We start from the raw sequence: 13045 nt of genomic DNA, 5'->3' as shown, positions 1-13045 counted from the left end.
TGGCCTTATCCAATGGCCGCCGCGATCGCCGATCGATCCAAATCGCGACCAATGATCACCAATTGGGTCGATCGCGCTTCATCGGGCCGCCAGGGGCGATCGAAGAAGGTCTCGAACCGCGGCCCCACCCCTTGCACCACCAGGCGCATTGGCTTGCCAGCCACATCGGCAAATCCCTTGATGCGGTAGATTTCCCACTCCTGAACCAGCCGCTCTAGGCGTTGCACCAGGGCGCGAGGCTCCACGGTTCCGAGGGTGAGGGCAATCGCGCTGATGTCGTCGTCATGATTGTGATCGTGGTCATGATCCTCGTCATGATCGTGGTCATGGTGGTGATGATCGTGGTGGCTGGGCCGATCGGCTAGGTTGTCTTCCACGGCCGCATTGAAGCCCAACAGCAGTTCCGGCGCGATCGCCCCCCGCTGGCAACGGACAATTTTCACACCGGGTCGCAACTCCTGCTTCAGCCAGGCTTCCACCCGGGCCACATCCTCCGGGGCCACTTGATCGCACTTGGTCAACAACACCAAATCAGCACAGGCAAGCTGGTCTTCAAACAACTCCTCGATCGGGGTTTCGTGCTCCAGGCTGTCATCGGCGGCCCGTTGCTCCAACAGCGCGGCCACATCGCCCACCACACGACCAGCCGCCAGGGCTTCGCAGTCCACCGTGGCAATCACGCCATCGACCGTCGCCCCCGTGCGGATTTCCGGCCAGCGAAAGGCCTGCACCAACGGCTTGGGCAGCGCCAGACCGGAGGTTTCGATCACGATGCAGTCAATATCCTGGCGGCGATCGAGCAGTTGCTGCATCGTCGGCAAAAATTCCTCTTGCACCGTGCAGCAGAGACAACCATTGGTCAGCTCAATCACGTTGCTGGGGCCGTTATTGGGGCCAGTCGCCTCCTCTTCGTCACAGACTTGGCACGATCGCAGCAAGTCCCCATCAATCCCCACTTCGCCAAACTCATTCACCAGCACGGCAATCCGGCGGCCTTGGGGATTTTGCAACAAATGGCGCAGCAGCGTAGTTTTGCCCGCGCCCAAAAAGCCGGTGACAACGGTAACGGGAATTTTGTGCATGGTTATTGGTGTTGAATTCAGTCCTTGAACTCCAGTCCTGAACGGCCCTATGCGCCCAAGGCCGAGGCTAAGAATGCCGCGCCCGCACCCACAATGGCAAAGCCGATGTAGCGCAGGGTTTGGGCGATCGAGCCTTCCGCCAACTGTTGCACCAACCCCCGCACCCCGAGGGCGATCGTGAGCTGAATGGCCGTGAACCCAACCAGATAGGCCGTGAGGGGAACCATGCCTGCCCCCACGATCGATTCACCGTAGGCATAACCATGAAACAAGCCAGCCACCAGGGCGATCGCCCCCAAGGCCACCGTCGGCAGTTGGCGACCCATGGCCAGCAACAACCCAAACAGCACCACCGAACCGGAAACCATCAGCTCCGGGAAGGGTAAATCCCAACTTTGCAGGTGCAGCCCCGTGCCGCCGAGGGCCGCCGCCGCAAAGACCACAGGCACAATCCACCCTCGGGCCGCCCCGATCGCCACCAAGCCGGAAGCCGCCACAAAGGCCAAGTGATCCAAGCCGATCACCGGGTGAGCCAAACCGGACATGAATCCTTCAAAGCCGTTGCTGGGCACTTGACCGCCCATCATGTGGTGTGCCGATGCGGGCAGAGCAGCCAACAGCAGGGCCAAACCGGTCACAGCGCCAGCAAAACAACCTTGAACCGATGCCAATGTTTTGGTTTGTCGCATGGGTAATTTCTCCAAGCCCTAGTGGGCGGATGGGATGAATATGGGATGGATGCAGAATTCTGAGGAATGGGCAACGGCCCCTAGGCAATCGGAACCGTGGTGGGGGGAATGCGGGCCAAAACGCCGCTTTTCAGGGGTTCCGGCCGCTCACCCCAGGCCAAAAGACCATCGGGGCGATTGACATAGAGATCGGCACAGGCAGCGATCGCCTCCACGGTCTGATCCAGGTGGGCCGGATCGTGGGGCAAATCCCCAAACAGATAGCTGTGTTTACCGGGGGCCGCAAAGGCCACCACACAGGCATGGCTACAGGCGCTCATGCATTGGGTGGGAGTCAGGGCGATCGCCCCATGCGCCTCATCCGCGAAACGGCTTTGCAGGCGATCGAGCAGTTGCTCACCGCCACTGATGCCCACGCGCTTGCCGTTTTGCCAAGTGCTGGCACAGGTAGTGCAAACCAACAGGGCCATGGGAACGGTGGCGGGTTGGTCGGCTGATTGGGTCAAGGCGGCCGAGGTGACCCCATTTGTTGGTGCTGGGCTGGTTTTCCCGGAGCCAGCTTGGCTGAAAACGACGGATGGGGATGCGGAATGGGCCGCGAGCGTTTCGCCCGTCGGTGACAAAAGTTGTGAGGACTCCACAGTCCGAACCTCGCAGAAGTGGAAGGGGTAAACATCGCGCGGCGGGCATCCTGACTCAGGGCGATCGCCCATCACAGTTGCGGGACAGCGCCGGACTTGCACCGGACTTTCCCCGTTACCTCTGGTGGCTGGTCTCCACCAGAACCGCAGTTGAATCACGAGCTGGTTGCCCAGCGGCTGGCTACGGAATGCCAAATGGTTTGGCTGTGGCTGCCGTCGATCGAGCTGGGCCGATTCATCCCAAGAGCATAGTTCAGATCGAAGATATTTCAACAGGGGTCGATCACCACCCCGGTTCGCAAGGGGCAACTTTGGCGGGCTTGGGGCCATTAAGCATCGGGAACCGTCACCCATTGCCCCCGATCGTGGGACTCGTGGGCCAAGTCCATTAGCTGCTGAGACACAATCCCCTCGTGGAGGGATGGGGCGATCGCCTGGCCTTGATCGATCGCCTGCACCCAGCGATCGACCACCCGCAACACGGCCGCCATCCGCCCATCGGAATAGGTTTGGGGAAACGCCAGGCGATCGGGCACGGGCAATTCTTGCAACGGCTCGCCTGCGGGTGCATACCAGAGCTTGAACCCGTGGATATAGTCCGCTTGGTTGTCGCTGCCCAAAATCAGCGTGCCCCGATCGCCATAGACTTCCACCCAATGGCCGCGCCCTTGGTAGGTTGTGGAGCTTAAACAGACCTGAACCGGCGTGCCATCGGTCAGCTCCAGCAAGATTTGGCAAATATCATCGGAATCCACCGGTTTCAGTTGGCCGCTGCTGGGGTCGGGTCGGGCGGGCACGGAGGTGACCAAATGGGCAAACAACCGCCGCACGGGCCCAAACAGCCAATGAATGTAGTCAAAGGTATGTGACCCGATCGCCCCGAGGGCCCCGCCACCGCTCGATCGCTGGGCATACCAATTCCAAGTCCGGCTGGCATCGGCCCGGCTGGAAGCCATCCAATCGATTTTGATCAGTCGCTTTTGGCCCACGCGATCGTCCGCCAGCAGTTCCGCCAAATATTGCCAAGCCGGAACCATCCGAAACTCAAAATCCACCGCCACGATCGCCCCCGTTTTTGCAGCCAAACGCTCCAGGGCGATCGCCTCTTGCACCGTCATGGTCACCGGCTTTTCCAGCAGCACATGCTTCCCGGCCGCCAGGGCCGTTTGGGCCATGGTGTAGTGCAAAAAGGGCGGCGTAGAAATCATCACCGCCTGCACCTCCGGCAGGGCCACCATTTCCTCAAAGCTATCGAAGGCATAGGAGAGCTGATGCCGTTGGGCGATCGCCTGAGCCGTTTCAATTTGGCGATGGTACAGGGCGATCGGGCGAGTGCGATGGTGCTGCTGCAACACCGGCAGATGGACTTTTTGGCCAAACCCCGTACCGGCGATCGCCACGCCCAGGGTGTTTGTGGAATAGGTCATGATTGCTCGAAACAGTTCAGAACGGTTCAGGTTGCTTCAGGGAACTTCCGCAATACCCATACTAGACAAGGGGCCGCAGCCCCTTGTCCCCCACGATCTCATGGCCGCGGGATCAGGGTTATGAAGAACCGCAACCGCCCCCTAAGGCGTTCAAGACTTCATCAGATCGGAGGCCACAATCATGGTTCCGATCCCCGCGTCCGTAAAAATTTCCAGCAAAAGGGCGTGGGGAATGCGGCCATCAATAATGTGAGCCGCCCGCACCCCCTGAGCCAGCGATCGGACACAACAGTTCACCTTGGGAATCATGCCGCCGCCGACGATGCCTTGGGAAATTAGCTCCCGGGCCCCTTGAATATCCACCTTGGGGATCAGGGTCGAAGGATCTTTATAGTCCCGCAGCACCCCGGCCGTATCCGTCAGCAGAATCATCTTCTCGGCTCCCAGGGCTGCCGCCAACTCCCCGGCCACCGTGTCCGCATTGATGTTGTAGGCTTGGCCGTCCGCATCGGCCGCCACGCTGGAAATCACGGGAATATAGCCATTGTTCAACATCGGTTCCAACACATCGATGTTGATGCTGTTGACTTCGCCCACAAAGCCAATTTCCTGGCGGTTGCCCTTTTGGCGAGCGGTGACCAAGTTGCCGTCTTTGCCACAAAGCCCGATCGCCATGCCACCGGCCTGGTTAATCAGCGAGACCAGTTCCTTATTCACACGGCCCACCAACACCATTTCCACCACATCCATGGTGTCGGAGTCGGTCACCCGCAGCCCGTCGCGGAATTGTGGCTCGATGTTGAGTTTGCCCAGCCAATTGTTAATTTCGGGCCCGCCCCCATGCACCACCACTGGACGTAATCCCACACAGGACATGAACACAACATCACGAATCACCTTGTCCTTGAGGCGATCGTCTTTCATGGCTGCGCCGCCATATTTCACCACCACCGTGCGCCCGGCAAACTGCTGAATGTAGGGCAGGGCTTCGCTGAGAACGCGCACCCGGGTGGCTTCGGCTTTACTGATGTATTCGCTTTCGTGATCCATGGTCAGTCAGTGGCTCTGAGGGTTTGTTGGGGGAGGTTAGGAGTGACCGGTTGGTGGCGGCCGGGCGAGGGTTGCCCATGTTGTTTTTCATTCACCCTTTGGCCGCTGCCCGTGGGTCAATCCGATGAGGGGCCCGCTTCGGTTGCATGATACGAGGCAGGCGATCGGATCGTGGTGACCAGACGCACTGAAATTGCTGTGTGGTTTTCTTGAGAACTGGGCTGAGATTGAATCGATCGGGCTAAAACCGTAACAGAGGCTACGTAATCGTCTGGGCGCTCGGCGGTTGCTTCCCGATCAATGGGTAAATACATACATTGGACTTTGGGGCTGATCACCATTCTGGTGGGAGTTGTGCGAGTGGCCACCGTTGGCTGGGAAGTCCAGCCTGCTTTGGCGGGTGGCTCCTCCAGCCTGGCTGAGTGGCAATCGTTAATTGAGCAGTCTGAGAAATTACGCGAGGAAGTGGCGATCGCGCTGCGGGTCGTGAGCCGGGCCCCGGAGGAGGTGTTTTGTGTGGGGGCGCGCATTGGCCACCCGATCGAGTCCTTGAGTGGCTTTCGGATCACACCGGTCACCTGTCGGTTCGGCAATTGGATGCTGGAGTTAGAGGCGGACAATTTGGCTGTGCAGACCGATGGCACAGTATTGCCCGTGGAGCAATTGCTCGATCGCCCGGTGGCGGAACGGGCCCGGTTCACCACAGTGCGGTTTCGGCTTCAGCGTTGGCGTTGGTATCCCGTGGCTCCTGAGCTGGGCCAGGGCGTGAGCGAAAAAGCGACGAATTAAACAGGCTGGGATTAAAAAGCGAGGGTAGCCCCGTGATGTGTTGAGTACAAATCACAGTTACTTCACAGTTACTTGACAACACTTGTAAAGGAAAGCCAGTATATACATACTGGCGAATACAAGATCACACTATGTCTGAAGAACGCTATGCTCGACATAGCCTCATCCCAAACTGGAAGCAAGAACGGTTAGCAGCGGCAAGAGTTGCTGTCGTGGGATGCGGAGCACTTGGAAACGAGGTGCTTAAAAACCTTGCCCTGCTTGGAGTGGGGCATATTTGGGTTATTGATTATGACACTATTGAAATTCATAACCTGACGCGATCTGTACTATTCAGAGAATCTGACATTGGTAAATATAAAGCTGAAGTTGTTACTCAACGACTCAAAGACCTGAATTCAGATATTCACATTCACCCTGTAGTCGGAAAATTAGAAACAGATTTTGGTCGTGGTTTACTCCGTGAAATGGATGTAGTAGTAGGCTGCCTAGACAGTGTAAGAGCACGGCGATTACTTAATAAAAGATGCTACTCCGTTGGAGTTCCATGGGTTGATGGTGGAATCAACCATTACTCAGGAAATGTGGCTCTTTTTGATCCTAGAGAACCTGAGACTGCTTGCTATCGTTGCAAGATGGACACATCAGCATGGGAGCGCCTTAACGAGAGCTACTCATGTGGTCTTTTAAGAGATGATTATCGGGAACCAAAGCTGGCAACAACGATTATGACTGCTTCTGTTGTAGCTGCTTACCAAGCTGAAGTAGTAATTCAGCTTCTATTAGGAAGCAGCAACTTACAGCCAGGAACGCAATTGATTCTGCCAGTGAGTCAACCACTTGGATTCCGAACTGTTGAGTTTTTTGTAGACAAGGAATGCCCTGACCATTATTCAATTCCCAAGAACAAAGATGAAAATCTTTGTCAATTCAGTCTATCTCATAGTCCAGGTTATGTTGCCGAAAAGCTGAGTTTGCGCGACGGATGGAGACTAGAACTTCCGTTTGATTTTATATCCAGCGTTACTTGTGAAAAGTGTGGTAGCACTGAGCTAATAGTCAACCTTAGAGACCAAGTTACACAGAGTAAAAGCTTTTGCATTAAATGTGGCAATCGTAGAGAGATGCATCATTATTGCTATGTTGAATCCAATCATAAAGATGCTCAAAAGCCATTTTCTTTCTTTAAACTTTGCGCTCATGAAATTGTCCGATTTATTCATAAAAACATTCATGATGATGAGGAGATTTATCAAATTTACTTGACAAACCTTGAAAATGAGACAATCCATGAACTGGCTTGACGTTGAGATCAAGATTTCACGTTCAGATTGGACTAGAATTACTGGTGTTCCAAGTGGTATGATCTGAAGAGAAGTCAAAAAAGTCTTCTCGATTTAAGTACTATTTCCAGCTCAAACAATGGCATTTTATCTGATCGTATTTTTATTTTAGAAAATCAGACAGAAAGGCTTAAAATTGTTGAATCTGAAGACACTACTCTTTGTGACTTAACCTATGTACAATCAATGGGTTGTTGCTATTCTAGTAGGCTGTCAGCCTTGCACGAACTAAACTCTACTTGAGGAGTATGAAAATGAACCAAGTTACCGTAACCGTGAGAAACCTCAGTGGTGATTTCCGTAAAACAACTGATGTTCCAGCCGATATGCTTTTAGGAGACTTTAGGCAAGCTGCTCAAGAATTAGCTGGGCTGTCAACTGTTCCTTGTTCTCTTGTTCTTGAAAAGACGAACAAGGTAATGAGAGACTCTGATACGTTTCAAGGTGCAGGCATCGAGTCAGGCTCTGTTTTCATTCTTACACCTGAAGCTGAAGGAGGCTGAGAAGAAATGTCATCGATTCGTAATGAGCGCTTATCAAATGATTATCGCGCCCTGCAAATTCTCTGTGCATTCAGTGAGCCGGTCAAGATCCAAATGATTGAAGGTAGTTGCCCCCTAGAGTATTACCGACTCCAGATTTCTAACTGCAAGAGCGTTGAATCCGTAAGCAGCGGAGCGCCAAAGTATCGAACCAATCATATTCTGGAGATTAGCTCGTTTCCTGCAGCTTACCCAGATCCTGGAGAGCTTCCAACCGTAAAGCTCACAACACCGATATTTCATCCCAATGTTTTTTCTAGTGGACGCTTCTGTTTCCAAGGTAGTGAGTTGATGATCATGAGTCATCCACTAGACGCTTTAGTGAAAAGAGTGATTGGGATGCTCCAGTATGAAAATCTCCGATTTGGCACTCCAGCTAATGGAGAAGCAGCGAAATGGGCGAATTTGAATCGCCATCTTTTCCCCTTCAGTTCCAACTCTTCCACGAGCCAGTCATCTCGTCAGTTAAATTGGAGGTAATCCTCATGTCTCAACTGCAATGGCGAGATGATGCTGATGTGTATAAGCCGCGTAATCATGCGCTTAGTTCATTTCTAAAAAGCAGAGATCAACTAATTGATAATCGACAAAGAAGAAGCTCTCTGACTCAGCAAACAGATCACCCCTCAGAAATGCTGATCTTCGTTGATCAAAGTGCAGAGAACCAATTAATCAATCATCTTTCGGTTGATCCAAACAATGAAACAGGCGGTGCTCTAGTTGGCAATGCTTATTACTGTTCTGCCGAGCAAAAACACTATACAGAGATAGTAGGCTCTATTCCTGCTCCTTATACAATAGGTAATAGAGTTCACTTCAGATTTACACCTGAATGTTGGCAGGAAATCCTCAGAACCCAAAAAGAGCATTATCCACAAACAACAATTGTTGGTTGGTATCATTCTCATCCAGGACATGGAATATTTTTGTCTGGAACAGATCTAAATACTCAGAGGCTTTCCTTTGGGAAGATTTGGCAAATTGCGGCTGTATATGATCCAATTCGCCGCGAAATAGGATATTTCTATGGAGAACAGGGTAAGCGGTTAAGCCCTGTCTATCTCAGTAGCTCAATATCTTTACCCAATGAATCTCCGCCCAATGCATCCCCAATCAATGAAGAGACCTCAGAGCCATTAGTAACCAGAAGAGTGGAATTGCCTCGACTACCTGTACCTAAACCTGAGGTAAATAGAAATATTGAGGAGGATGCATCTAATCCAGAGACAGCAAACTTTACTCAAGATACTAATTCAAGGCAAGATCCTGAAAATTCTGGGTGGAGCGTTCTTTCTATACTCGATGTTCTTAATAATTTACTCGAACGGCTTTCCCGTTTTATTCTTGGAGGTGGAAGATAGATCATGACATGGCAGGACTCACTCGAGAATTTGCGATGGGGACTTCGTTCTCTTGTTGGGGGCGGTGAGACCATTATTGGGCCTCTTGACTCTCTACCTCCAACGGATATAGATGTTCATGAGTTGAGAGATTATTCGGGAACTGCCACTCTCAATGAAATTACAAATATCCTAAGAAACCCAGGGTCAAATTTCCACAACGCGAGAATTTTGAAGAATCATGACAGGTTGGCAACACAGCCTGTATTTAATGTTGGCAAATTTTTAGACATATCTCGTGGTCGTACTCGCTCAGGTGAGAATATTTGGCTACAGGAGAACAGTATCTATAAAAACCTTGCAATTATTGGGCCACCAGGCTCTGGTAAGACGGGTGGTTTTATTATTCCAGGGATAAAGTCGGCGATTGATGCTGGCTTATCTAACATAGTGATTGATGTCAAGGGGGGAGAATTAATTGATAAGCTGGGACGATATGCAGAAAGCAGGGGTGTTCAAGTAATCTACTGGAGCGCACTTCCTCAAGAAGTCTCGCGTAGCCATAGTATCAACTTATTAGATAATATTTCTTCTATTCAAGATGCTCAAATTTTAGCGAAGGCTCTCTATGGCAATACAGATGATTTAGGTGAAAATCGTCAGTTTGCTACGCGAGATATAACCTGGATTGCTCAGTGGATCATACTCATTAAGCAGGTAATGGGCAATTCCGCAACTTTAAGGCATGTATATGAAATAGCTCAAGATCCCCTAAACAAGCTAAGCCTGCTACTGCAAAGATGCCAGGATTCTGAATTACATCGATCCATCCAAGCTCAACTAAGGCTTTTAGAGAATAGTGAAAATGCAGATCAAGCATTCACTTGGGTTATTCAGGACAGCCTTAGTTTTTTTTCTTGGCCAAATTTTGAGCAGGTTACAAACCATAGTGATATTTTGCTGCGCGATATTCAGAATCGTCAAACCCTGTTTGTAATTGGGGCTGAGCTTGCAGGACGGGATATTTCTAAGAAAATCTCCGTAGCGCTAATTGATATTTTAATGACAATTTTCTATGAAAGATGGACAAACTCTGCGGGAGGATTGGGTATAGCTTTTTGGCTTGATGAATTTCCAAGGATACAAAAACAAATTGATATAGCTGAATTTAGTAGTGTAGCTCGTTCAGCTAAAGGTGGCATAATCATTGCCTCGCAGAGCTTGGAACTTATTGATCCTGATTATCGCGATCAGGTTATGGAAAACTTTGATACGGTTATCCTTTGTCGAAATGTAGGCGATGGAACTGCTAATTGGCTAGTTAATCGTATTGGGGATAGACCTCGAAGTATTAGGCGACGTAGACATCACGAAACAAACCCTCAAGATGAGTTTCCTTGGTTCCGCACCCGCTCTTCAAGAGAGCGGTATGAGACTTCACGAGAATTAGTCCCCATCCTAGAAGCACGTGAAATTAAGTATCCTGTTGGTGATCCATTTGTTGCCACAGTACACTCTAAAACAGCTTGCCGAAAACCCTTTTTAGTTGACTATACAGAACAATTAGAGTCAAGCATGAGGTCAAGTATGACATGGAATCCTTCATCCAGAGGTAGACTTAATTGGAGAGATTCCAACCAAATGCGTCTAACACCCAGTTCTAGGCTGATCTGGAGAGAAGGTAATCAAGCCAATAGTCCAGGTGAACAAGCGGATGCTCGATCGAGACTAAACTGGCGTGATTGACTTGATTTATGGGGGAATAACGATGTCTAATAATGGTCATTGGGGACAAGCAATTCAACTAGATCAATCAACGGGGCTATGGTACAAGTTCAAACGCCAGCCTGATGGTGCCTGGGAAATTCTATGCTCTGGGGATAGAGACAGCCTCGATAGAGGCAGTGTAATCTCCCACGATCACTATTGGCAAAAGGACGGGTGTTGGTACTTTCAAGGAAGAGTGGGCAGTGATCATACGATTGGACGTGATGCTTTCTTAGCAGACTTAAGAGACCGTAACCAAAATGGAAGTCTGAGATTAACGGATCAAGAAAGTCGTGCACTAGGAATATCTAACAATGAAGAAAATACTTGCCTGACAGAGAGTCAAATCAAGAGCATAGCTGCCTATCGAGCGAATCAAGCATATGGCAGCTCTGGTTACGCTGGTAACAATCACGGTATACGAGTTTCCAGCTACGATCCCAACGGCGACGAAAGAATGAATCGATTAGTGAATCAATACCAACAATCCTTAACCCAAAATCTGGTATGGAGAGACAATTCAGAGTTAAGCACGGAGTCGCGATCGCAGCTAGTTTGGAGAAATGATGCCAGCAATGTAACTTCATCTGGTAGTACCCAGGCACGCTCTACTCAAAGAAAGCGTAAAGGCAGCAGGGAAACTAGAAAGTAAAGTCGTGAGATTTCTTGTTAGTAGAAATAGAAATAATGGAAAGTTTTGAACCAGGTATTCGTTGCCCCTACACTAACCATACCTTCAGGGTCAACGAGCATGGCATGAAATGCCCTAGCTGTGGAAAAATCCTTACGCTTAGTGCGTGGCGACATTATAGGAAATGCTGGTGCGGTGACACTTCTCTTGTAGAAGCAGTAGCGAGAAGATCACCTCCAGTCCAAATTCCAAGACCCACACAACCTAGATCTCCAGCTTCCCAAGGTGCTTCCGCCACTAGATCTCTAGGGTCTTCTAGTAATGTTAATATTCCAAGACTGCCTAGCACTACAGAACCTAATTTTCGAGGCACGCCACCTACTAGATCTCCAGAGTCTTTCAGTTCTCCACGCTCCTCCTCTACAGATAATTTTTCCTTGTCTAGCTGTGGCTGTTTCGCCTTGCTTCTTCTTCTTATAGGGATCGCCTTCGGTATATATGCTTCTCAGTCTAATCAACAGCCCAAAACTGAGGCGACCCAACCCCAAAGATCTACCCAGCCTCAGAACAATACCGCTCAAAACTATCCAGGTTGGAGTTTTCCAAAATCAGAGTGTGGCGATTCCAATCCTCGCGGACTTCAGAACTTCTATCCAGTTTTTGTCAATCGAACTGATAGTAATACCCTTAGCTATCTCAAAAATAATTACTGTAGAGATGCATATTTGAAGATCAGGAAGTCAGTTAATCGGCAGGCTATCCAGGTTGCTTCTTTCAGGAGCCAAAAAAGAGCTATTGAGTTTTTTCAAATCATGATGAGAGACCCGACTATTAGTAATAGTGCAGAGATTGGTTCACCATCACTAAGATAGAAAATTGGCAGTGCTTATGAGATAATTTTTGTGCCAAAATCACTTATCCGCCAAGGTTAACAATGTCTGTAATTATGATGGCTTGCGACAAATGATCGCTTGCATTGCAAGATTTTCACCAACTCACTATTTCCATGTCAAAGTACTGGTCAGAAAGAAGCCCGCAAACCAGCGAGCCAACCACCCGCGAGTTAGCGCAAGCAGGCCCGATCGCGATCGCCCCGCAACGCGCCCAAGAGGGTTGACACAAACACGCAACTCCGGCGGCTATCCACCCGATCGCGCAGTTGAAAGGTGATGCGGCCCAGTTGCCCATTCACCCAGCCGCTGCCTTGGAATTGCATTCGGTAAACGCCACTGCGCGATCGCAGGGTGCTGTTATCCACATCGATCGCCACACCGATCGTGCCCGTGGCCTCCGCCAGCAGAGGTTCCCACCGGGCATTGTCACAAAAACCTGTCCGAGCGGGCTGCACCGCCAACTCGACCGATCGGCCCGTGTCCCGCAAACACAATTCCCAAACCCGGCGATTTTGGCGGGCCCGGGCTTGGGCAATTCGCAACGTCCGAAAGGCCGCATCCTGGGCTTGGCTGAGGCGTTGATTATCCGCAAAAGATAGCCAAACGGGCGCGGCGATCGCGCTAAGGATGCCCACCATCGCCGCCACAATCAGCAATTCCAGCAGCGTAAACCCCACCGCTGAGTCACCCGCCGTCAAGCGATTTGAAATCAAACAGCCTGAAATTGAGTGAGAAGCCTTCTGGGTTTGATAGCCCGATCGCCCATCACCCAAAGTCACGGAGCCAGCAACCGATCCAGAACCCGAATCTTCACCCATAGTACCCACAACCACAGAGCCAGTTGCCAATCC

At 50.8% G+C, this 13045-nt stretch carries 13 protein-coding genes and 1 riboswitch; of the genes, 7 read left to right on the top strand and 6 right to left on the bottom strand.

Annotation, left to right across the window (positions count from 1 at the left end):
* Nucleotides 1–5 precede the first annotated feature (5 nt).
* The 5 genes from cobW to argB form a co-directional block, all read right to left on the bottom strand.
* Nucleotides 6–1082 (bottom strand): cobalamin biosynthesis protein CobW, encoded by a 1077-nt coding sequence (gene cobW, locus H6G53_RS03085; protein ID WP_190530885.1) that lies wholly within the window; start codon nt 1080–1082, stop codon nt 6–8.
* Between the two features lie 47 nt (nt 1083–1129).
* Complete coding sequence (locus H6G53_RS03080; RefSeq protein ID WP_099532402.1) at nt 1130–1771, bottom strand: HupE/UreJ family protein; 642 nt, start codon at nt 1769–1771, stop codon at nt 1130–1132.
* A gap of 80 nt (nt 1772–1851) precedes the next feature.
* A complete protein-coding gene (locus tag H6G53_RS03075) occupies nt 1852–2412 on the bottom strand; it encodes a DUF1636 domain-containing protein (protein WP_347343080.1) in 561 nt (186 codons plus the stop codon).
* Nucleotides 2413–2434: 22 nt separating this feature from the next.
* A riboswitch (cobalamin riboswitch) is annotated at nt 2435–2576 on the bottom strand.
* Between the two features lie 165 nt (nt 2577–2741).
* Entirely contained in the window at nt 2742–3839 is a 1098-nt protein-coding gene (locus H6G53_RS03070) for a Gfo/Idh/MocA family protein (RefSeq protein ID WP_190530884.1), read from the bottom strand.
* Nucleotides 3840–3989: 150 nt separating this feature from the next.
* A complete protein-coding gene (argB, locus tag H6G53_RS03065; protein WP_099532406.1) occupies nt 3990–4889 on the bottom strand; it encodes an acetylglutamate kinase in 900 nt (299 codons plus the stop codon).
* 300 nt (nt 4890–5189) lie between these two features.
* On the opposite strand from argB, the gene H6G53_RS03060 reads away from it, so the two are divergent.
* From H6G53_RS03060 to H6G53_RS03030, 7 genes are all read left to right on the top strand, one after another.
* Entirely contained in the window at nt 5190–5678 is a 489-nt protein-coding gene (locus tag H6G53_RS03060; protein WP_190530883.1) for a hypothetical protein, read from the top strand.
* 131 nt (nt 5679–5809) lie between these two features.
* Entirely contained in the window at nt 5810–6982 is a 1173-nt protein-coding gene (locus H6G53_RS03055) for a ThiF family adenylyltransferase (protein WP_190530882.1), read from the top strand.
* Nucleotides 6983–7275: 293 nt separating this feature from the next.
* A complete protein-coding gene (locus tag H6G53_RS03050) occupies nt 7276–7524 on the top strand; it encodes a hypothetical protein (RefSeq protein WP_190530881.1) in 249 nt (82 codons plus the stop codon).
* A gap of 6 nt (nt 7525–7530) precedes the next feature.
* Nucleotides 7531–8043, top strand: coding sequence for a ubiquitin-conjugating enzyme E2 (locus tag H6G53_RS03045; RefSeq protein WP_190530880.1), 513 nt, complete (start codon nt 7531–7533; stop codon nt 8041–8043).
* A gap of 5 nt (nt 8044–8048) precedes the next feature.
* A complete protein-coding gene (locus H6G53_RS03040) occupies nt 8049–8924 on the top strand; it encodes a Mov34/MPN/PAD-1 family protein (RefSeq protein WP_190530879.1) in 876 nt (291 codons plus the stop codon).
* A 3-nt stretch (nt 8925–8927) separates the two neighbouring features.
* On the top strand, nt 8928–10649 hold the full coding sequence (locus H6G53_RS03035; RefSeq protein WP_190530878.1) for a type IV secretory system conjugative DNA transfer family protein: 1722 nt from the start codon (nt 8928–8930) through the stop codon (nt 10647–10649).
* On the top strand, nt 10642–11322 hold the full coding sequence (locus H6G53_RS03030; RefSeq protein WP_190530877.1) for a hypothetical protein: 681 nt from the start codon (nt 10642–10644) through the stop codon (nt 11320–11322). Before H6G53_RS03035 ends, H6G53_RS03030 begins: the two co-directional genes overlap by 8 nt.
* Before the next feature lie 1042 nt (nt 11323–12364).
* Here the strand turns inward: H6G53_RS03030 and H6G53_RS03025 are convergent.
* A complete protein-coding gene (locus H6G53_RS03025) occupies nt 12365–13012 on the bottom strand; it encodes a Tfp pilus assembly protein FimT/FimU (protein WP_190530876.1) in 648 nt (215 codons plus the stop codon).
* Nucleotides 13013–13045: the final 33 nt, after the last annotated feature.

Source organism: Limnothrix sp. FACHB-406 (assembly GCF_014698235.1).
Taxonomy (GTDB): Bacteria; Cyanobacteriota; Cyanobacteriia; order CACIAM-69d; family CACIAM-69d; genus CACIAM-69d.
This window is presented reverse-complemented; position numbering and strand designations above follow the sequence as displayed.

What these genes read in the sequence shown, in the direction of transcription:
- cobW (WP_190530885.1), bottom strand. Translation starts at nt 1,082, where the DNA reads ATGCACAAAATTCCCGTTACCGTTGTCACCGGCTTTTTGGGCGCGGGC.
- H6G53_RS03080 (WP_099532402.1), bottom strand. Translation starts at nt 1,771, where the DNA reads ATGCGACAAACCAAAACATTGGCATCGGTTCAAGGTTGTTTTGCTGGC.
- H6G53_RS03070 (WP_190530884.1), bottom strand. Translation starts at nt 3,839, where the DNA reads ATGACCTATTCCACAAACACCCTGGGCGTGGCGATCGCCGGTACGGGG.
- argB (WP_099532406.1), bottom strand. Translation starts at nt 4,889, where the DNA reads ATGGATCACGAAAGCGAATACATCAGTAAAGCCGAAGCCACCCGGGTG.
- H6G53_RS03060 (WP_190530883.1), top strand. Translation starts at nt 5,190, where the DNA reads ATGGGTAAATACATACATTGGACTTTGGGGCTGATCACCATTCTGGTG.
- H6G53_RS03055 (WP_190530882.1), top strand. Translation starts at nt 5,810, where the DNA reads ATGTCTGAAGAACGCTATGCTCGACATAGCCTCATCCCAAACTGGAAG.
- H6G53_RS03050 (WP_190530881.1), top strand. Translation starts at nt 7,276, where the DNA reads ATGAACCAAGTTACCGTAACCGTGAGAAACCTCAGTGGTGATTTCCGT.
- H6G53_RS03045 (WP_190530880.1), top strand. Translation starts at nt 7,531, where the DNA reads ATGTCATCGATTCGTAATGAGCGCTTATCAAATGATTATCGCGCCCTG.
- H6G53_RS03040 (WP_190530879.1), top strand. Translation starts at nt 8,049, where the DNA reads ATGTCTCAACTGCAATGGCGAGATGATGCTGATGTGTATAAGCCGCGT.
- H6G53_RS03035 (WP_190530878.1), top strand. Translation starts at nt 8,928, where the DNA reads ATGACATGGCAGGACTCACTCGAGAATTTGCGATGGGGACTTCGTTCT.
- H6G53_RS03025 (WP_190530876.1), bottom strand. Translation starts at nt 13,012, where the DNA reads ATGGGTGAAGATTCGGGTTCTGGATCGGTTGCTGGCTCCGTGACTTTG.